10 protein-coding genes are annotated in these 20,470 nt (G+C 72.9%); 5 read left to right on the forward strand and 5 right to left on the reverse strand.

The genetic code is table 11. The features are described from left to right. Positions 1-380 precede the first annotated feature (380 nt). Entirely contained in the window at positions 381-7,088 is a 6,708-nt protein-coding gene (locus LV78_RS00090) for an RHS repeat-associated core domain-containing protein (protein WP_253842444.1), read from the reverse strand. 931 nt (positions 7,089-8,019) lie between these two features. On the opposite strand from LV78_RS00090, the gene LV78_RS00095 reads away from it, so the two are divergent. Beyond that, on the forward strand, positions 8,020-8,547 hold the full coding sequence (locus LV78_RS00095; RefSeq protein WP_253842445.1) for a hypothetical protein: 528 nt from the start codon (positions 8,020-8,022) through the stop codon (positions 8,545-8,547). Positions 8,548-9,835: 1,288 nt separating this feature from the next. Here LV78_RS00095 and LV78_RS00100 read toward each other — a convergent pair. Beyond that, complete coding sequence (locus LV78_RS00100; RefSeq protein WP_253842446.1) at positions 9,836-10,540, reverse strand: YbaB/EbfC family nucleoid-associated protein; 705 nt, start codon at positions 10,538-10,540, stop codon at positions 9,836-9,838. Further along, positions 10,537-10,863: a type VII secretion target gene (locus tag LV78_RS00105; protein ID WP_253842447.1), complete on the reverse strand. Its 327-nt coding sequence runs from the start codon at positions 10,861-10,863 to the stop codon at positions 10,537-10,539. The genes LV78_RS00100 and LV78_RS00105 overlap by 4 nt, the downstream gene beginning before the upstream one ends. A gap of 282 nt (positions 10,864-11,145) precedes the next feature. On the opposite strand from LV78_RS00105, the gene LV78_RS00110 reads away from it, so the two are divergent. The 3 genes from LV78_RS00110 to LV78_RS00120 all read left to right on the forward strand — a co-directional run bounded on the left by LV78_RS00110 (position 11,146) and on the right by LV78_RS00120 (position 18,307). Further along, positions 11,146-13,899 carry an exo-rhamnogalacturonan lyase family protein gene (locus LV78_RS00110; RefSeq protein WP_253842448.1) on the forward strand — a complete coding sequence of 918 codons (2,754 nt, stop codon included), beginning with the start codon at positions 11,146-11,148 and terminating at the stop codon, positions 13,897-13,899. Between the two features lie 458 nt (positions 13,900-14,357). After that, entirely contained in the window at positions 14,358-16,784 is a 2,427-nt protein-coding gene (locus LV78_RS00115) for a nucleotidyl cyclase domain-containing protein (RefSeq protein ID WP_253842449.1), read from the forward strand. A 44-nt stretch (positions 16,785-16,828) separates the two neighbouring features. Next, a complete protein-coding gene (locus LV78_RS00120) occupies positions 16,829-18,307 on the forward strand; it encodes a type 1 periplasmic-binding domain-containing protein (RefSeq protein WP_253842450.1) in 1,479 nt (492 codons plus the stop codon). On the opposite strand, the gene LV78_RS00125 is transcribed toward LV78_RS00120, so the two are convergent. Further along, on the reverse strand, positions 18,304-18,705 hold the full coding sequence (locus LV78_RS00125) for a hypothetical protein (protein ID WP_253842451.1): 402 nt from the start codon (positions 18,703-18,705) through the stop codon (positions 18,304-18,306). The genes LV78_RS00120 and LV78_RS00125 overlap by 4 nt on opposite strands. A 377-nt stretch (positions 18,706-19,082) precedes the next feature. On the opposite strand from LV78_RS00125, the gene LV78_RS00130 reads away from it, so the two are divergent. Next, a complete protein-coding gene (locus LV78_RS00130) occupies positions 19,083-19,820 on the forward strand; it encodes a DUF8817 family protein (protein ID WP_253842452.1) in 738 nt (245 codons plus the stop codon). Between the two features lie 30 nt (positions 19,821-19,850). Here LV78_RS00130 and LV78_RS00135 read toward each other — a convergent pair whose 3' ends face one another. Continuing rightward, complete coding sequence (locus tag LV78_RS00135; protein WP_253842453.1) at positions 19,851-20,411, reverse strand: TetR/AcrR family transcriptional regulator; 561 nt, start codon at positions 20,409-20,411, stop codon at positions 19,851-19,853. Between the last annotated feature and the right edge of the window lie 59 nt (positions 20,412-20,470).

Consider the following 20,470-nt stretch of genomic DNA (forward strand, 5'->3'; position numbering starts at 1 on the left):
CCTTTTCATCGTGACGTCGCAGGTCAGCACGGGCTAAGCGGTGGAAGCGCAATGGGCGAGGCTTGCGGCAAGACAGTAGTCGACCAAGATCCGATGTCTCGACCAGAGCGGCACCGCCCTGCCCTGCCGTGATCCCGCTGTCCAGCCACGCCTCGTCCGCCCGGCCAAGCCGCACTACTGCCCACGCCGAGCAACCGTGATCATGGCGGGGTGCGAGTGATCGACACGATCACGGGCGGCACCCCGGCACCCACCCGCGACCACCGCTTCACAGCCGGATCCAAGAACCAACCGCAACGACCAAACCGTCCACCGAGAATCCGGCATCGCCCACATCCACAAGTACCGAGCACCCTGACGGCTATCCGGTGCTCAGGGGACTACCGCTCGCCTCCGCTCCGGTGACTCCCAGCAGTGCCGTCCACGTACAGATCGCGCTGATGACGGTCGGCCAACTCCTGCAAACGGGACCCGCAGGTCCCGGACATCGGTCCAGCCACCACAGACGGCTCCCCCACACCAGGTACGCCCGTCCACGCCCGTCCAGGCCCCGAGTGCCAGGGCCCGAGTTCAGCGTGCGCCGGATACGCACGCCCGACCTCGCCCACGCCGTACCCGCGCTGCGGGAACGGTGTGGTCGCGGACGGCAGCAGGCGCTCGGGAGACGCAGCCCCGAAGCGCCCCACCGGTGGCGCCCAGCCGCTCAGGTAGCCGCTCACCGCACGCCCGGACAGCGGCGAGCACGGAACCAGTCCCACCAGGTCGACCGCAGCCGTGGGGTTCTCCGCGTAAGTCCACGGGTTCGACCTGGGGGCCAACCCCAACGGGTCGCGGGTCAGGTAGCGACCGGTCGCCGGGTCGTAGTACCGGTGCACGTCGTAGTGCAGACCGGTCTCCGCGTCGTGCTGCTGACCGGGGAAGCGCAACGGCGTCCAGGAGTGCCCCGAGGACAGCCCCCACAGGGTCGCAGGACGCCTGGGGAGGATCGACCCGATGTCCGGGTCGACCAGATCCGCAGGCGCGCCGACCAGATCGGTGACGACGGACAGGAAACGACGGTCGGCCCACTCACCACCCGCTTCACCCAGCTCCGCGCGGTCCACGGCCTGCTCAGACCGACCACCGTGCTGCTCCGCCCGGCCAATGGACTCGCCGTGGCCCGGCTGTCCAGCAGCGCCGATCAAGTCGGCACGGCTGACCTGCTCGGTACGCCCGTCCTGACCAACTCGCCCGACGTGACCAAGCGGTTCACCACGCCCGCTCTGAGCGACCTGCCCGAGCTCGCTCGACTGCTCAGCACGATCAGCCGTCCCACCGACCTGGTCAGAACGCCCAACCTGCCCACCGCGCCCGACCTGGTCAGAATGCCCAACTTGCTCACCGCGCCCGACCTGCTCGGCAGGACCTGCCTGTCCACCCCGTCCAGCTTGCTCGACAGGCCCAGCCTGTCCGACACGTCCGGCTTGCTCGACACGTCCAGCCTGGTCGCCGTACCCGCTCTGGTCGCCGTACCCACCTTGGCCGGAGTAGCTGACCTGACCAGCGTGGTCACCCTGGCCGGAGTGGTTGTTCCACTCACCGGCCCCCAGGCGCGCAACCTGATCATCCTCACCGCTCCGACCGCCTTGGCCGAGGCGAGCGGCGTAATCGGGCTGCCCCTGCACCGCCCCGGTCAGCGGCTGCTGAGCCGCAGCACCCTGCACCGGTGCGGACCGGGTGGCAGGCGCGCCCAAGGCTCCCCCCGCCACCCGTGAGCGCTCGGTCTGGGTCACCACGTGGCCGGTGGTCGGGGCGTGGTCCCACACCAGGGACTCGGCTCCCGTGAACTGCTCTGCGGGAGCCGCGCCGTCCCAGGTCAGGTCGACGCGTTCCACCGAGGTCACGCCGTCGTCCGCCATGCGCTTCTTCCAGACCCTGCGCCCGAGGGCGTCATAGCCGTAGCGCCACAGGGCACCGCTCGGGGTGCGCGCCGACAGCAGGCGGTCCTGAGCGGACCACTCGAACTCCCAGGTGTCCACGCCACCGTCCGGGCGCTGCACAGAACGGCTGGAGGTGCGGCCCGCCTCGTCGTACCTGAAGGTCAGGTCGCCCGCTCGGGTCACCCGCATCAGGTCGTGCTCGCGCGGGCCCGCACCCGGTTCGGCGTCGGACCAGTGGGCGTGGACCACGTTCCCGGTGCGGTCGTACTGGTAGACCTCGGTACCCGAGGAGCCGCGCACGGCCAGCACCCGGCCGACCTCGTCCAGGTCCAGCACTTGACCGCCGGTGACCTGGTCGTACACCGACACGAGCTTGCCGTCCGGCCGGTAGCCGTAGGTGCGGCGCTGGGCCAGCGCGGGCGCCGTGGAGCGCAGGCCGGTGACCACGGTCTGCGAGCGCAACCGGTCCACCTCGTCCCACACCTGGGCCACCAGCACGCCGTCGTCGACCCTGCGCTCGACCTCGCGGCCCACCGCGTCGAAGCTGAACCGCGTGGTGCGCCCCGCCGCGCGCAACGCGGTGGGACGTCCCAGCAGGTCGTAGGCCCACACGCTCAACGCCCCGGACGGGGTACGCCGGGTGACCCTGCGGCCCAGGACGTCGTAGCGGGACTCCAGGACCCGGCCGTCGACCGACTCGCTGAGCACCCGCCCGCACGGGTCGTACGTGAGGACCAGGTCGGCGTCGGGCCCCTTCGCGCGCAACAACCTGCCGACCGGGTCGTAGGCCAGGTCGGTGCGCCCCTGCGCGGTGTGCACGGCGACGACGCGGTCACGCGGGTCGAGGTCGAGCATGACGCTCTCGCCCCGCTCGTTCGCGTGCCCGTGCAACCGGCCCGCCTGGTCCCACACGTAGGTGGTGATGCGCTGGTCGAAGTCCACCTCGGACACCAGATGCCCTCTGGAGTCGTAGGCGTACCGCCACTCCTGGCCGTGCTCGTTGACAACGGCGACCGGGCGCAGCTCGGTGTCGTAGCGGAACTCCAGGCGCGAGCCGTCCGGGCGCACCTCGGCGACGGGCAGGTCGAACGGTCCGACCTCGATCGAGGTCACCGCGCCCGTGGCGTCGGTGTGCTCCCTCAGGTTGCCCTCGCCGTCACGGCGCAGGACAGTGCGCGCCCCGTCCGGGTCGACGCGTCCCGCGAGCCTGCCCTCAGGGGTCCAGGTGAACCGGGTGCGCCCACCCGCGGGGTCGATGACGACAGCGCGGCGGCCGAGTTCATCGTACTCGTAGCGGGTCGTGCCGCCCATCGGATCGGTGACCGATTCGACCAGGCCGAGCGAATTCACCTCGTAGTGGGTGGTGGCCCCGCTGGCGTCGGTGACCTCGACCAGGTCGCCGCCCTCGTCGTAGGTGCAGGTGGTGCGCGCGCCCATGGGGTCCACGACGGCGGTGAGCGCGCCGTTGGGCCCGTACTCGCGCCGCCACACCGCCCCGTCCGGGTCGGTGATCACCACGGGCCTGCCCGTGTCGTCGTGCTCGGTGCGCACGCGCGCGCCGTCGGGCAGGACGGCCTCGACGAGGTCGCCGCGATCGTCGTAGCGGTACGCCGTCCTGAGCCCGAGCGGCCGGGTGCGCGAGAGCAGCCGGTGGTGCGCGTCCCACTCGCTGACCGTGCGCGCGCCGGTCGGGTCGGTCTCGCACACCACCTGGTACCGCTCGTTGACCTGGTAGGTCGTGGTGTTGCCGAGCGAGTCGGTGACCTTGGTCAGACCGGGCGCGTGCTGGAGCACGCACGACGAGTACCCGCCCGCGCCCTCGGCCGCCGTGCACCGGTCCGCGTCGTCGTAGGCGTACCGGTGCCACATCCCGTTGCGGTCCTCGTACCGCACGACCCGACCGAGGTCGTCGTACTCGAACCGCAGCGGCAACCCGCTGGAGTTGACCGCCGCGACGAGGCCGCGCCGCTCGTCGTACCGGAACTCGCCGAGCACCACCTCGGTGCCCGCGCCCGCGAGCCGGTAGGCGGTGATCAGCCCGTCCTCGCTGTCCACCAGCACCCGGTACCCGCCGGAGTGCGCCACCTCGACGAGCACCCCGCGCTCGTCGCGCCGGAACTGCACACAACGACCGTCCGCGTCCGTGATGGCCGCGAGGAGCCGCTCCCGGTCGGGACCGGGGGCGAAGTGGAGGATCTGGTCCCGGTCCGCGCGGTGCACGGCGTAACCACCGGCGGTGGTGCGCACCAGCGGCCAGCGGGGCCCTGCCTCGGGGAGCGCCTCGGCGTCGTCGGCCGGGTGGGGGTAGAGCAGGAGCGTGCCGTCCTCGGCCGCGAGCGCGACGCCCTCGGGGTCGACTTCGAGCCGCTGGTCGGCGGTGCAGGCCCAGGTGGGGCCGAAGGAGCGGCCGAGGCGGTAGTGCGACACGTGGGTGCGGGTGAGCAGCAGCGGGAGGGTGGAGGCCAGGTCGACGTCGACCTGCGGGAGGACGACCCAGCCGGTGGTGACGTCGATCGGGCCGCCGTGGGTGGGGCGGTTGGCGAACGGGTTGTCGTGGGCGCCCTTGGGCGAGGCGGCCTCGGTGGCGATCGTGCGACCGGAGGTGGTCGCGGGAATCGGCAGCACCTGATCGGCGCTCTCCTGGACGGCTTCCCCAGCGTCCGGAACATCCGGAACAGCTTCTTCCGGAACTGCGGTAGTCACCGTCTCGCGCGCAGGCGGCACCGGCACAGGCGCACCACCGGAATCGGACGCCACAGCAGGTTGCAACGCGGCACGCGGCACGCGGGCAGTGGGCGCGGCAGCAGGCGACTCAGCCTCAGGTTCTGCCGCAGGCGGCAGAGACGTTCGGGCTACCCGAGCCGTGAGCTCGCCACCGGCCGGAGCACCTGCGGTGGGCACCCCAGAAAGCGACGACGCGGGATCGTCCACGCTGGTAGCAGAGGTGACTCCCTGCACCTCGGAGACAGATTCCCCCGAAAGTGGCGGCTCCGAGGGGGTCCTACCGGGGGCATCGAGGCCGGTAGGCTCATCACCGGTCGTAGTGCGCGATGAAACCGCGATGCGCAGGGTCGGCGGGTCAACCGGCGGACGCTGGGACGCGGCTGGTCCAGTGCTCGCAGCCGGGCCGGTCGTGGTCGCCGGGGGTGCGGGCGGCTGAACGCTGCTGGGCGCGGACGTGCCGCTCAACAGCGTGGGAGCGTCGAACTGAGGCGGTTCGTCCCGCTTCGCCTGAGCCTGCTTGGCGACACCGGAGTGGGCGGCACCTGAGTGGACGGCACCGGGGTGAACGGTGCCTGGGCGCGTGGTGCCAGGGTGAGCGGTGCCGGGGTGCGCGGCCCCCTGACGGCTGTTGGCAGCTTGGGGTGCTGCCTGCTGGCCAGCGGGGTCCGAGGCAGCGCTGACGGGCGAGCCCGCAGGGGCTTCCGGCCGTGCGACGGTCGGGAGGTCTCCTCGGGGAGCCGTCAGAAGGTCCGCGCTGGAGGTGGTCGTGGTGCCCTCGGCACGGGGCCAGCCCGCTTCGGCGACCGGGGTCCCGGCGGCGCTGGTCACGCCATCGGCCGGGGGCGGGGGCCAAGCGAACACATCCGCGCCCGCAGTTGCTGCACTCGGCGGCGGGATGCTCGCCGGTGGCCACTGCGTCTCGGCCGACGAGGTCGTGGTTGCCGCGTCAGCCGGGGGCGAGGGCCAGGCGAAGGCATCGGCGCGTGGCTGGGTGACCGGCGAGTCGCTCGGGGGCAGGGTCCACACGGACTCCGCAGGCGCGGGCAGCCGAGCGCTCGTGGCGTTGGCGCTGGCTGGCTGTGCCGGGTCGGGGGTCGCTTCGGTCTGGGCCGTCTGTTGCGGGACGGGCTGGTCAGCGGACTGGAGCCAGGGCTGGGCCACACTGGACTGCATCGCACCGGACTGCACGGGACCCGTCTGGACTGCGGCGGTCTGGGGCGCGGCAGTCTGGGGCACGGCGGAGGCTGCGCTGGGGCTGGTCGTGTCGGTCCCAACGGCACCGGGATGCGCGGTGCCGGACTGGGGCGTGCCCGGTTGGGACGCGTCGAGCTGAGCAGCGTTCGGGTGCGCTGAGCCGGACTGGAAGACGTTGGCCTCAGCGGCGTCCCAGTGCTGCCCGGCACCGGCTCGGAAGACGTCGGGCTCAGCGGCACTCGGGTAGGCCGTGCCAGCCCGGAACACGTCGGGGTCGGTCGCGCCCGGTGCGGCCATGCCTGCCCTGGGTGCACCTGGTTCGGTGCTGTCGAGGTGGGCTGCGCCGGACTTGTCCGTGTCGCTCTGGGGCGTTCCAGCCTGGGGCGTTCCGGACTGGGGCATGTCGGGCTGCCGGTCTGGGGCAGTGGTCGTCTGAGCTGCGGCAGTGGTCGTCTGAGCTGCGCCGGACGACTGGCTCGGCTCGGTCGACTGCGGGGGCAGTGGTGCCGCAGCGGCCAGGGTCGTGGCCGGGCCGGGGGTTGTGGCGGTCTGCAGGGTGCGCAGCGCGGTCGTCGCCTCGCCGAACAGGTCACCGGTCTGCCTGAGCAGCGGGGTGAGTCTACGGAGGGCGTCGAGCAGCTTCGAGGTCAGCGCGGTGATGCGGGCGGCCGTGGCGGCTACGGTCTGGGAGATGTGCGGGATGGTCCACGGGGCCGCCATGCCCCCGGTGCCCATGATCTGGAGGGCGACCTTGACCAGGTTGTCCACCGCGTCGGCGATGACGTCGCGGACCAGGCCGCGGACCGCGCCGACCAGTTCGCCCGCCTTGCGCAGACCACCCGACGCGCCGTGCGCGCCCTGGCTGGCGGCGGTGAGCAGTGCTGCGGTCCGCTCGGCCCGCACCCGGTAGTTGTCGGCCGCCTCACCGGTCCACGCGGTGGTGTCGGAGGCCACGGCGGTGACCAGGTCGGTCGCGATGGTGGCCAGCTCCGTCGCTACGGCGCTCCACGTCTCGGCCTGCGCGGTCACGGTGGCGGGATCGCCGCGCAGTTCGTCGAGCGCGCGCTGGAGCGGGGCGACGTGCTCGACCAGCCACTCCACGCCCGCCTGTGAGAGGGGCTTGAACGGGTCCGAGACCTCCCCCAGCGAAGCCAGGCCGTCCTTCCCCGCACCGGGGGTCTCACCGATCCAGGAGCCGTTCGCGAGGGAGGTCCTCAGCTCGGTCGCCGCCTCGGTCAGGCCCGTGTCCACCGAGCCCGGACCGGACGTCGCCGTGCTGGACTGAGGCCCGCCGATCCCACCTGCGCCGAACGAGCTCGCGCTGGTCTGGGGTCCACCGGGGGCACCTGCGCCGAACGAACCAGCACTGGGCTGAGGTGCGTCCGCAGCGCCTGCACCGAACGAACCGGCACTGGACTGGGGCGCGCCCGCGGCACCTGCACCGAACGAACCGCTGTTGTTCTGGGGCGCATCAGCCACGCCCGTGCCGAACGAGCCCGTACCACCGGTCTGGGGCGCGACAGGAGCGCCGGCGGCAAAGGAGGGGGCATCGGTTTGGGGCGCACCGGGCGCGTTCACGCCAGATGAGCCCGACTGGCCAGGCTGAGCGGCGCCCGGCACACCGGCGCCGGACGAGGGCGCGCCGGGAACTGCCTGGCTTGGCGTGAGCGGGGCATGACCGGCTGTGGGAAAAGCCGCGGGGTGCGAACCGGCTGTGGGGAAGCTGGTCGGCGCGAAACCCGTTGCGGTGGGGGCTGCCTGCGCCTGGATGGGCTGGTCAGCGTCGAACGTGCTGGGAGCGGCGGCACCGGGGCCGGAGGAAGCCGCACTTGCCGGAGTGGCCTCGGACGCGTCTTGCTCCGCGAGAGGCGCGGACGGGACTGGTGCGGGTGGGCCCGAGGGGAACGTGGCCGTGTCTGCCGGGACGGTGGGGTAGGCGTCCGCGTCTGCTTGGTCGGCGAACGCGTCGGAACCGATCACGCCACCGTCGAATGCGGCTGCGCTGACCGAGCCCGCAGCGGCCGGGGCCGTGCTGATCGGGGCTGCCAGGTCAGCGGAGGTGGGGCTCGCGTCGAATGAAATGGGGCTCGTCGTTCCCGCCTGGGGATTGCCCGCAGCGAACGAACCGGTATCGGGAGCACTGACACCGGGGCCACCCGCATTGGCGGAAGTAGCCCCGATCGTGTCAGCGCTGGAGCGGCCGATTCCGAACGAACTGGCGCTGGTCGTGCCAGAATTGGAGTCGCTCGCAGTGAATGAACTGGTTCCCGTGGTGCCGGGACCTTGGGTGCCCGCGCTGAACGCGCCGGTGGCCGCTCCGAAGTTGGCTCCGTCGGCCTGGTCGAAGTTGCGCGTGCCGGAACCGGTCTGGGTGGCGCCGAATGAATTGGTGCCCGCCGATGATGCGGCGAACGCGCCTGCGCCTGACTGGTCAGTGGGCTCGGTCGTGGTGGACGGTGGGGTGGCGAACGCGCCTGGAGCGGTTGGTGGCGCGGCCGGGATGCCTCTGCCTGCGGTCATCGTGCCTGCGTCGAACGTGCCCGTGCCGAATGCTGCTGCGTTGGCGCTGTCGGCGGAGAACGGGGTCGCGCTGAAGGTGTTGACGCCTGCCGGAGGGGCGTTGAAGGGGTTGGGAGCGCCCGGCAACGTGTCGGCCTGGTTGAAATCGGCCGGGTCGGAGTTGGCGGGGGCGCCCTTGGCCTGGGGGTAGGTCGGGCCGAAGGCGCTTTGGCTCGGAACGCCTTGGGCCGAGCCTCCCTGGAAGAAGCCGCCTGGGGAGAGGCCTGCTTCGGGCAGACCGGTTTGTCCGAACGCGCTTTGAGACGGACTACCTTGGCCGAAAGAGGCCTGGGACAGACCGCCCTGGTCGAAATAGCCCTGAGGTGGGCCGCCTTGGCTGAAAGAGCCCTCGGGCAGGCCGGCTTGGGCCGAGCCGTTCTGAGCGAACGCGCCTTGGGACGGGTCGGCTTGGGCCGAGCTGCCATAGCCGAACGCGCCTTGAGACGGGTTGCCCTGGGCCGAGCCGTCATGGCCAAACGCGCCTTGAGGCAGGTTGCCTTGGGCTGAGCCGTTCTGGGCGAACGTGCCTTGAGGCAGGCTGTCTTGGGCTGGGCCATTCTGAGGGAATGGGCCTTGGGGCGGGCTGGCTTGTGATGGGGTGTTCTGACTGAACGTGCCCGGAGTCAGGTCGGCTTGGGTGAAACCGTTCTGTGCTGGCCCGCTTTGGGACGGGCCGCTCTGCGCGAGACCACCTTGGGGCGGGCTGCCCTGCCAGGGGCGTTCCTGGGTTACGCCGCCTTGGCTCAGGTCGGTCTGAAACGCACCGTCCTGTCCCAGGTTCGGTTGGGGAGTGCTGCCTTGCCCTAGCCCTCCTGGGAACGGGCCTCCTTGGGGCAGGCCCGCCTGCCCGAATCCGCCTTGGCCGAATCCGCCATGGGCAGATCCATCCTGTGCAGGAGTGGCCTGGGCAGGAGCGCTTTGACTCAGGCCACCTTGAGCGAGTCCGCCCTGCGCCAGGCCACCCTGGGACAAGCCGCCCTGAGACAGGGGGAATTGACCGAGGCTGCTCTGGCCGGAACCGGCCTGGTCAGGGACAGTCTGGCCGTAGCTCGGCTGGCCGTGACCGGCCTGTCCGTGACCTGCCCGGTCATAACCCGTGTGGTTGTGACCGGCGGGGTTGTAATCCGCCTGGCCGTAGTCCGGTTGGCCGCGGTCTGGTCGGCCGTAGCCGGTCTGGCCGTGGTCAGGTTGGCCGTGGCCTGCGCGGTCCTGATCGGCCTGGGTGTAGCCGGTCTGGCCGTAGCCGGTCTGCGGGTGGCCGCCTCGGGTGGCTCCGTAGTGCCCCAGGTCGGCCTGGTCGAAGGCGTCCTCGTCTCCCCCGGATTGCAGCACGCCGCCCTGGCTCAGTGCGACGCGGTCGTAGCCGGTGTGGGCGAAAGGGGAGCGGTTGTGGTCGGTGGGGTCCTGGGGTGGTGGGGGCGACGGCCAGGAGTGGGGGGTTACCACGGGTCGTTCCTGTCGTCGTCATCGTTGGCGTGGGCCGCGTTGTCGGCGGCGCGCGCGTCGCGGAAGTCGTCCAGGTCGTCGGCTGCCGCGAAGCGGGACCTGAGGTTGCCCAGCACCATGTCCCTGGTCTGCTGGTCCTCGTCGCCCAGGGTGCGCGACATGAGGTCGGAGACCTCGTCGGCGATGGTGGCCTGGGCCTGCCTGACCGTCTCCATGACGACCACCGACAGGTGCTCCAGGGGGATGGTGCGGGCGCGGTCGCCGAACTGGAGGTCCACGAGGCTGCCGTCGGCCTTCACCACGACCTGCACGGCGCCGTCCGGGCTGACCGCGCTCAGGCGCAGCTCCTCGGTGCGCTTGCCCGCCTCCCGGTAGCGGTCGGCCTTGTCGGACAGGGCGCGGGACCACTCGGCCATGCGCTCCTCGGCGCCGTCCGCGTCGCCGTTGAACGCCGAGTGCGCCATGCCCGCGCCCGCCAGGCCGCCGCCTCCCGCAGCGGCTGCGGCTGCGGCGCTGAAGTTGTCCGCGTCGCCGAACGAGTTGGCGTAGTGGTCGCCCGCGAACATGTCGACGTCGCCCGCGGAGGTGCTGGAGGTGGTCGGGCTGGCGAACGCACCGCCGCCGTCGGACTGGTTGCCGGGCGCGCCGGAACCGCCCGTGGGCGAGCCGTAGCCGTAACCGGAGCCGAAGCTGGTCATCGGGCACCGCCCAGGGTGCCGTTGACGAGCCTGGTGAACGGATCGATCGTCTCGTTGTCCTCGTAGTCCGCCGCGGTGCCGCGCACGCCGTGCGCCGACGCGGACACGCCCTCGGCCGCTGCGGAGAGCACTTCGCCGACCTGGTCGCCCAGGGGGGTGACAGCCTTCGGGAGGAACGAGCACAGCGAACCGTAAGCATCGCCGGGCATGGCCGTGTCGCCCGCCTTGGCCGCGACGGCGGCCAGCCGGTCCACCAGACCCTCGAGGTGGCTGCCGTGCGCTCTCAGCTCCTCGGGTACGGCCGCGTAACCGCCTGCGCTCATCTGCGCTCTCGTTCCTTCCTCGCGGAACCCGGACCGGGTGGTTCGGCAAAACCGTATCGACGCGCGGGTGCTCTTTCCAGATGGGGTTCGGCACGAATGGCCTTGACGGGGTTCCGCACCCCGGACGAGTGGCGGAGTACCGAGGCGGTCACCGCGCGTGAGCAGCCCGGCGAGGGGGTTCCCATGATCGCGCACCGGGGTCGGGCGTGCTTGACGCAGGGTCGCGGGCGGTGGTGCAGTGCCCAGGTCGGAAAGGGCTTTCCACGAGGTGAGGGGACCCGGATGGCATCCGTGCAGCGCCGCACGTTCCTCGGTGGTGTCGTCGCTGGGGCGGCCGGGGGCGCCGCTCCGGGGCTGGCCGCGTCGGCGCACGCGGCGGCCCCCGGAGGGCGACCAGGGCAACGACCGGGACAGCGACCGTCGAGCCTGGAGAGCACCGAGGTGCGGTGGCTGGAGGGCAGGCCGGAGTTGCACGCGGGCGCGGCCTGGGGTGTGCCGTGGCCGCGTGGGCAGCACCGCCGGGACCAGGCGTTCGCGCTGGTCAGCGCCTCGGGCGAGCCGATCCCGGTGCAGACCTGGCCGCTGGCGCTCTGGCCGGACGGCTCGCTCAAGTGGACCGGTCACGCCATCGCGGGCGGCGCGGCGGTCGAGAGCTGCCGGGTGGAAGCGGGCGCGCCCCAGGCCCCCGCGCACCCGGTGGAGGTGCGGGAGGAGCCGAGCAGGCTGGTCGTGCGCACCGGCGACCTGGAGGCGGTGATCGTCCGGCGCGGCGCCCACCTGGTGGAACAGGTCACCAGGGGCGGGCGCGCGGTGCTGCGCCGGGCGCGGCTGGTCTGCCTGCGCGAGGAGTTCGCCGAGGCCGACGAGGACGCGGCCACGACGCGCAGGGAGCCGTTCACGAGCAGCGTGCGCTCGGTGAGCGTGGAGCAGCGCGGACCCGTCCGGGCCGTGGTCCGGGTCCAGGGGGTGCACCGGTCGCCGAGCACCGGCCGCGAGTGGCTGCCCTTCACGGTACGCCTCTACTTCACCGCGGGCTCGGACGCGATCCGCCTCGTGCACACCTTCGTCTGGGACGGCGCCGACGACGACCGGGTGCGCGGGCTGGGCGTCCGGTTCGACGTGCCCATGCGCGATGTCCCGCACGACCGGCACGTGCGCTTCTCCGGTGACGACGGCGGTCTGGTGCGGGAGGCGGTGCGCGGCGTCACCGGCCTGCGCCGCGATCCGGGGGCCCCGGTCCGCGCGGCGCAGGTGGCCGGGCGGGCGCTGCCGCCGGTCGAGACCTGGGACACCAGGGTGAGCGGCAGGCTGAACCTGATCCCGACCTGGGGCGACTACACCCTGACCCAGCCGGGCCCGGACGGCTGGCTGCTGCGCAAGCGCACCGCGCCCGGCCACGCGTGGGTGCGGGTGGACGCCGGTCACCGCAACCCCGGACTGGGCTACGTGGGCGGCGCGTCCGGCGGCCTGGCGATCGGGCTGCGGGACTTCTGGCAGTCCTGCCCGTCCGGCCTGGACGTGCGCGGCGCGGCCGGTGACACCGCGACGGCGACGGCGTGGCTATGGTCGCCGGACGCGCCGCCGATGGACCTGCGCTTCTACCACGGCGGTCTCGGCATGGACACGTTCGCCGAGCAGCTGGAAGGCCTCCAGATCACCTACGAGGACTACGAACCGGGCTTCGGCACGCCGCTCGGGATCTCCCGGACCAGCGAGCTGACCCTGTGGGCGGTCGACGCGACCCCGGACGCGGACCGGCTCGCCGCGATGGCCCGCGCCGCCGCGACCCCGCCGCAGCCGGTGGTGTCCCCGGAGCGGTTGCACGCGGCGCGCGTGTTCGGCGACTGGGCCCCGGTGGACCGCTCGACGCCCGCGCGGGCCGCGATCGAGGACCGGCTGGACTTCCTGTTCGCCCACCACCGCGACCAGGTCGAGCAGCGGCGCTGGTACGGCTTCTGGGACCACGGCGACGTGATGCACACCCAGGACGCCGACCGGCACCAGTGGCGCTACGACGTCGGCGGCTACGCCTGGGACAACTCGGAGCTGTCCACGGACCTGTGGCTGTGGTACCAGTTCCTGCGCTCCGGCCGGTCCGACGTGTTCCGGATGGCCGAGGCGATGACCCGGCACACCGGCGACGTCGACGTCTACCACCTCGGCCAGTGGAAGGACCTCGGCACGCGGCACAACGTGCAGCACTGGGGGTGCAGCGCCAAGCAGCTGCGGATCAGCACCGCGGCGAACCGCCGGTTCCACCACTACCTGACCACCGACGAGCACACCGGCGACCTGATGCGGGACCTGGTGGACGCCGACCGGACGTTCGTCGCGCTGGACCCGCTGCGCAAGATCCGCACCGAGCCGTACGAGCCCGATCCGCGCGCGCTGGCCGTTGGCCTCGGCACCGACTGGGGCGCGCTGGCGGCGGCGTGGCTGACCGAGTGGGAGCGCGACGGCGACCCGGTGGCGCGCCGCAAGCTGCTGGGAACGGCGGAGGACATCGGCGCGCTGCGCAACGGTTTCCTCACCGGCGAGGCGCTGTACGACCTGGAGACCGGGCGGTTCGCGCGGGACCGGGTGGCGATCAGCGTCTCGCACCTGTCGGCGGTGTTCGGGCTGGTCGAGGTGTGCAGCGAGCTGGTGGAGCTGGGCGCGGGCGCGGGGTTCGAGCGGGCCTGGCTCCAGTACTGCCGGTTGTACGGGGCGACGCGGGCCGAGCAGCAGGCCGAGGTGGGCGGGTCGTGGGACACCGGGTTCCGGCAGATGCACTCCCGGTTGACCGCGTACGCGGCGGCGCGCACCGGTGACGCGGCGCTGGCGAAGCGGGCGTGGGACGAGTTCTTCGGCGGGCAGGAGGGGTACGGGCCGGGGCTGCCGTGGCGGTCCGAGCGGGTGCCCGCGCCGCTGGCGCACCGGCCGGTGGACGAGGCGGCGTTCGTGTCCACCAACGCCAGCGCGCAGTACGGGTTGGCCGCGATCCAGAACCTGGCGCTGATCGGCCACCTGCTGCCGCCGGACCGCGTCGACCGCTGACCCCTGCGGATTCCCGCCCCCCTGGACCCGTGCCCCTCCGGATTCCCGCCCCCTGAAAGCTCGGCCCGTCGAACGCCGCCCCTGTCGAACTCCGCCCCCGTCGAGCACTCCCCCGTCGACCGCCGGTCGAATTCCGCGCACAGGTGGGACGCCCGCTCGGGCGTCCCACCTTTCGGTTGTGGCCGAATCCGCCGGTTCCCCTTTTCCTGAAGGAAAACTCAGCCGGTGCCGCCGGTTTCCCGCAGGCGCGGGACCGGTTGGGGCAGGCAGGGCGGTCGCGCCAACCAAGCGCCAATGCCCCGGCCGGAGGAAAACGCGCTTTTCCCGTGATTACGCCGCGTTTTCTGGGTCAGATGAAGAAGACAGCGCGTTGTGGCGCCCCGGACCTCGGGCGGGGACCGGGGCGTGCTCGCGCGGGGCGAGGGGGCGTGCTCACCCAGGGGGTTCCAGTGGCGCCAGTGGTTTCGGGGGATCAGGCGGAGGCGGTTCACCGGTCGATCGTCTTCGTGGACATAGCGGGGTCGACCGCGTCGGCGCGGCGGCAGGGCGACAAGGTCAGGATGATCGGGGCGCTGCCGAAGATGCTGGAGGAGGCGGTGTCGGCCACGCGGGCGGGCGCCGGGCAGGTCACGGTGCGGGAGCGCGGGGACGGCGCGCTGATCCTGTTCGACCCGGCGATCCCCAAGGTGCGCCTGGTGACCGAGTTCGCGCGGACGCTGGTGCGGAGCCTGCTGCGCTACAACTCCGGGGCGAGCGAGCAGGCCAGGATGCGGTTGCGGCTCGCGGTGCACCACGGCGAGGTCGTGCCGCTGGCCAACGAGGAGGTCGGGTCGGCGATCGACGAGACCAAGCGGTTGTGCGACGCCCTGCAGGTCAAGGGCAGGCTGCGCGAGTCCGGTTCGGCACTGGTCCTGGTGGTGTCCAGCGGTTTCCACCGGGACGTCGTGCGGGGCGACCCCGGTTGCGAGCCGCACCTGTTCGAGGAGTTCGCGGAGATCGTCCAGGGCAGGACCTACCGGGGCTGGATGCGCGCGCAGGGCGAGATGCCCTGGGCGGTGCGGGAGGAGGACCCGCCGCTGATCGCCGTGCCACCGCAGCCGGAACCGGCCGCGCAGGCGCCCATGGTGCCGGAGGAGCGCGGTCAGCGGTCGCTGCCGCCGCTGCGCGAGGACGACGACGATCCGTCGGTGGCGGCGGTCCGCGCGGTGCTGAACCCCGGTGGTCCGGGGCGGGCGACGGCGGTGGTGCTGTTCGGCCCCAGCGGTTCCGGGCGCTCGCGGGCGTTGCGGGTGCTGCGCGGGGAGCTGCTGGCCGGGCGCCAGCCGCACGCGCTCATCGCGCTGCCCCGGCACACCCGGCGGCGTGGGCGGGCGGTGCACGAGCTGCTGTTCGTGGTGCTGCTGGAACTGGCCGCGCAGGGCTGGAAGTGGGGCTTCCCCCGGTTCCTGGCCGATTGCGCGGCGATCGCGGCGCCCGCGCGGCGCGGCGAGCAGGAGCCGCTGCCGGTGGCGCTGGAGCGGTTGCGGGAGCGGCTGGAGGTCCCGGCGGCGGACGGGGTGCTGGCGGGCATCGCGCGCCGGGCGACGCGCGGCCTGTTGCGGCGCGGGCGGGTCGGCGCGGAGGCGCGCGACGAGGTGGTGGCGCTGCTCGGGCGGGACACCCCGCAGGCGCGCGCGGAGCTGGACCTGCTGGTGCTGCGGCACTTCCTGGCCGACCTGGACGACGCGCTGCCGTCGCGGGCGCGGCTGCTGGACCCGACCGTGCTGGTCGACGACACCGTGGACCCGACCGCGCTGCTGGTGGCGTGGCGGCGGGCGCGGGCGTGGCGGGAGAGCCTGGGGCAGCCGCCGCCGAGGCTGGCGCTGGTCACCACCGGCGAGCGGGACCTGGTGCGCGGGCTCGGTCTGCTCGCCGAGGACGGCGGTCCCGGACCGCTGCTGGCCGAGGGGCTGCGGGTGCCCGAGCGGCGCAGGGAGGTGGCGGTGGCGGCGTTGACCGAGCCGCTGACGGCGCTGCCGGTGCTGGAGCTGACCGAGCGGCAGGTGGACCGGGTGGTGCGCGCGGCGGGCGCGGGCGGTCGGCACGCGGCCGAGGTGGTGCACGCGCTCGCGTCCGGGCACGCGGCGGCGACGCGCGAGCTGGCGCTGGCCGCCGCGCTGCTGGGCGGTGCGGTGGTGACGCCGGACGAGCTGCTGTCGGCGCCGTCGTCGGACGGCGCGACCCCCGTGGGCGACCGGCTGCTGAACCTGTTGCTGGACGGGCTGGTCGTGGGTTCGGACGCGCTGGTGGCGTGCGCGGCGGCCAGGACGCTGGAGGAGGCGGCGACGCTGATCACCACGGCCGGGCTGCACCCGCGCAGCAACCTGTTCAGCCTGGCGGTGTGGTCGCGCACCGGGCCGGACGGGGCGGCGGTGATGCACCCGCTGCTGCGGTTGCTGCTGCTGCGCAGGTTGGCGGGCAGAACCGAGGGGGAGGTCGGCGGCTGGGACTCGGTGTTCGCCGAACTGGTCAAGCTCGCCGAGCGCAGGGGCGACGAGGCGGGACGGCTGCACCACCTGCTCGCGGCGGGCGAGGTCGAGGAGGTGGTGTGGCGGGTCGAGGAGAGCCTGGAGCGGGACAGCGGGCAGGCGTGGTTGGACGTGGTGCGGGTCGTGACGACGAGTCCGCTGCGGCCGGGGGCCCACGTGCCCGCGCGGTGCGATTCCCCGGTGCACTCGGTGCTCGCGCACTGGCAGGCGGCGAACGACCCGCACCGGATCGCGCACCGGCGCGAGCACCACTCGCGGGTGGCGGGCAGCCTGCGCGAGGTGGCCGCGCGCGGGAGGGACGGGCACCTGGCGTTCCGCCGGGTGGTCAGGGAGCACGAGGAGAAGGCGGACCGCTGAGCGGTTCTCCTCGAACACCGACGGATTCGCGGGGGAGGAAGAACGTGGCGATACCCGATTCCCGACCTTGGTGGCACAGGCCGAAGCTCGTCGGCGCGGCCGTGGTCGGCGCGCTGGTCCTGGTGGCGGGCGCGGTGGTGGGGGTCCGCGCGATGCCGGTGGACTGCGGCGGGCGGGACGAGCTGGTCCTGGTGGACGAGCAGTGCGTCGGGGTCGCGGACGCCGACAGCGACTTCGACTTCGGGCGGTCGGAGTACGCGGACGTGGTGCGGACGATCCGGGAGCAGAACGCGGCGGTGGCCGACGGGCCGAACGTGGTGAGCGTCGTGGTGCTGCTGGCCATGACGCCCGAGGAGGAGAGCTTCGAGCTGGCGGAGCAGGTCCGGCACGACGCGCTCGGGGCGGCTCGGGCGCAGCTGGTGCACAACCGGAGCGGCCACACGCCGAGGCTGAAGCTGTTGCTGGCCAACGCGGGCGACCGGTTCGAGCACTGGGCGGAGGTGGTCGGGCGGATCGACGCCAGGCAGGCCGCGCCCGACCGGGTCGTCGCGGTCACCGGCCTGGGGCAGAGCCTGGGAACCGTGCACGAGGCGGCGGAAGCCCTGTCCGCGCTGGGGATCCCGATGGTCTCCTCGACGTTGACCTCGGACGAGTTCGACGACGTCCACGGCCTGCTGCGACCGGCTCCCAGCAACCGAGCCCAGGGCAGGGCCGCCGCCGAGTGGGCGTTCGGCGGGCTCGGGGCGGAGAGCGGGCGCACCGCCGCGCTGGTGGTCGACACCAACAAGGAGGACAGGTACCCGGCGAGCCTGGCGGAGGGGTTCAGGGAGGGGTTCGAGCAGCTCGGCGGGAAGGTCGGCGAGCCCACGCTGCGGTACAACTCCGGCGTGGACACCGGAACGACCGTCGCCGTGCTGAAGTCGAGCCTGGCGGGGATCTGCGCGGAGGGGATCGACCTGGTGTACTTCGCCGGACGGGGAAGGGATCTGGCGCTGCTGGTGGACCAGATGGCCACGCGCGACTGCCCCGACGGGCTGCTCGTGCTGACCGGTGACGACAGCCTGACCGAGAGCCAGTTGGGCGAAGCGCGGTTCCAGTCCGCGCTGGCGGACAGCAAGGTGCGGATCGTCGCCACGAGCCTGGCGGTGACCGGTGCGGGCGAGCTGCGGGCGGCGTCGACCAGCAACAAGAACGCGCACTTGGTCGAGCAGTTCATCGGGGGCGCGGGGGGCGTTCCCGAGCTGGACCGCGCGGCGCTGGGCGACGACGGGACCGTGCTGTCCTACGACGCGGTGAAGACCGTGGCGGAGGCCGCGAGCGGGGCTCCGAAGGACAAGCCGGTGAGCGCCTCGGTGGTCGGCGGGATGTTCGACGCCCTCCGGAACGAGAGGAACGTCATCGGTGTGAGCGGGCCGCTGTCCTACGGCGAGGACGGGAGCGCGGTGGGGAAGGTGGTGCCGCTGCTGGAGATCCTGCCCAGTGGCGAGCCGAAGCTCGTGTTCCCGGAACTGCCCGCTTCCTAGCGGGCCCTGGTCGACCGCTTCGGCGGGGACGGCTTGCGCTTGGTGGTGGACTTCGCGGCCGTCCTGGACCGGGCGGCGGGCTTGGGCTTCGCCGCGGTCTTCGCCCTGGGCTTCGCACGGCGGCGCGGGGCAGCGCCGCGCTGGGCGGCGGCGGTCATGTCGTCGACCTCGCGCGGCGCGCGCTTGCGCGGGGTCCGGCGCCTGCTGTCCAGGAAGTCGGCCAGCCACAGCTGCACGCGGACCACCAGGTACCACAGGCCGCACAGCAGGACCGCCAGCGCGGCGGCGAGCCCGATGGTGGTGACAGGGTCGTCGATGGCGGAGGGCAGCACGGGAACCACCAGCAGGGTCAGGAAAGCCATGCCCAGGAGCAGGCCCAGCCCCTTGATGTTCGCCATCTCCACTCCCCGACCGCGCCGTCCGAAGCCCGCCGCGCGGGATCCGTCCACCGACCCGCGCCGCGCTCGTGACGGTCAGGACGACCACCACAAGATCAAAATCTCACACCCCTCCCCCCGGCCGCCACCGGGCCCCCCGAGATCACGCGGGACCCCGGTGCGCGCTTCGGGAAACCGAAGCGCGCGGGGTGCGCCGGACGGGCGGGCGCGACCGGTGAGTCGCATGTGGACGGTGACGTGACGGGCGGGCGCCCTCCGCCGTGCGAGGAGTGCTCACGAGCGTGGGAGCTGAATCGATTCCCATGTGCGGGCGAGGGGTTTCCCTTGCCAGACTCCGAACCCGTCCCCCTTCACGAGATCCGGTGAGGAGCACTGCCGTGCCCGAGGAGACCGTCCGCCCGAACGAGACGACCGTCCCGCTGCTGTGGTGCACGTCGGCCGAGGAGACCCTGGCGTTCTGGCGCGCGCTGGGGTTCGAGACCGCCTACGAGCAGACGCGGCCCTACCTGTACCTGGTGTTCGCGTGGAGCGGGATGGCGCTGCACTACGCGAAAGCGCCCGAGCACGTGGACCCGGAGTCGGAGAGCACCGGCGGCTGCCTGGTGATGGTCGACTCGGTGGCCGCGTACCACGCGGCGTTCACGGCGGCGATGCGCGCGGCGCACGGGAAGGTTCCGTCGAAGGGGGTGCCCAGGATCACCCGGTTCCGGCAGGGGTCCTCCCGGTTCACCGTCGTGGACCCGTCGGGGAACTCGCTGGTCTTCATCCAGCGCGACGAGCCCGAGGTGGAGTACGGCGGGTCGTCCGCGCTGGAGGGGCTGGCGAAGGTGCTCGACAACGCGCGGGTGCTGAGCGAGTTCAAGCAGGACCCGAAGGCCGCGTTCCGGGCGTTGAACTCCGGGCTGCGGCGGCACGGCGACGGGGCGCCCGCCGTGGAGCGGGCGGTGGCGCTGGGGATGCTGATCGACCTCGCGGAGGAGGCGGGGACGCTGGAGCGGGTGCCGGAGTGGGGGCGGCTGCTCACCGAGGTGGAGCTGACCGGGCCGGAGCGGGAGCGGGTGCTGGACGCCGTCGCGGACCGGGAGCTCGTGGCGGGGTGGCTGGCGCGGCGGTGACGCGGCGGCGACGCGGCGGGCGGCGGGGGCTCAGCCCTCGCCGTGCCCCAGCGCCGCCATGGCCGTGGCGACGATCCGGTCGCGCCACCGCTCGTGGCAGCCGAGCTCGACGGCGGCCAGGGTGATCGACATCAGCCCGGCGGTCGCCACGCCGAGGCGGATGAACCGCGTCTCCTCGTAGTCCTCCGGGTCCAGGCAGAAGATCGCCAGCATGATCCGGCCCATCTCCAGGAACTCCTCCTGGTCCAGGGGGTCGCCGCCCGTGCTCGCGCTGAACGACAGCATCGACAGGCCCGGCCAGTCGATCGTGATCTGGACCGAGCCGACGATGGCCGCGTGGTCGCGCTCCCGCCCCGGTGGGAGGTGGTCGACCCGCTCCAGCAGGGCGCGCGTCTCGGCGGTCCCCCGCTCCAGCACCGCCTGGTAGAGGGCTTTCTTGCTCGGGTAGTGGTGCAGGAGCCCGGCCTTGGTGTAGCCGACCGCGTCGGCCAACTGCTGGAGCGAGGTGTGCGCGAAGCCGTGCCGGGCGAAGAGCCTCGCCGCCGAGTCGATGATCTCCGCGTCGAGCTCGTGCTTGGTCGGCCTCGGCATCCGAACAGGCTAGCACCGCTGCCGACCGGATCGGTTTGTGACCTACCACATCGGTAGGT

It is taken from the genome of Actinosynnema pretiosum (genome assembly GCF_024171695.1).
In the GTDB taxonomy this organism is placed as follows: domain Bacteria; phylum Actinomycetota; class Actinomycetes; order Mycobacteriales; family Pseudonocardiaceae; genus Actinosynnema; species Actinosynnema pretiosum.

Coding starts and splice junctions, on each gene's coding strand:
- LV78_RS00125 (WP_253842451.1), bottom strand. CDS start 18,705: ATGGCGAACATCAAGGGGCTGGGCCTGCTCCTGGGCATGGCTTTCCTG.
- LV78_RS00135 (WP_253842453.1), bottom strand. CDS start 20,411: ATGCCGAGGCCGACCAAGCACGAGCTCGACGCGGAGATCATCGACTCG.
- LV78_RS00100 (WP_253842446.1), bottom strand. CDS start 10,540: ATGACCAGCTTCGGCTCCGGTTACGGCTACGGCTCGCCCACGGGCGGT.
- LV78_RS00105 (WP_253842447.1), bottom strand. CDS start 10,863: ATGAGCGCAGGCGGTTACGCGGCCGTACCCGAGGAGCTGAGAGCGCAC.
- LV78_RS00110 (WP_253842448.1), top strand. CDS start 11,146: ATGGCATCCGTGCAGCGCCGCACGTTCCTCGGTGGTGTCGTCGCTGGG.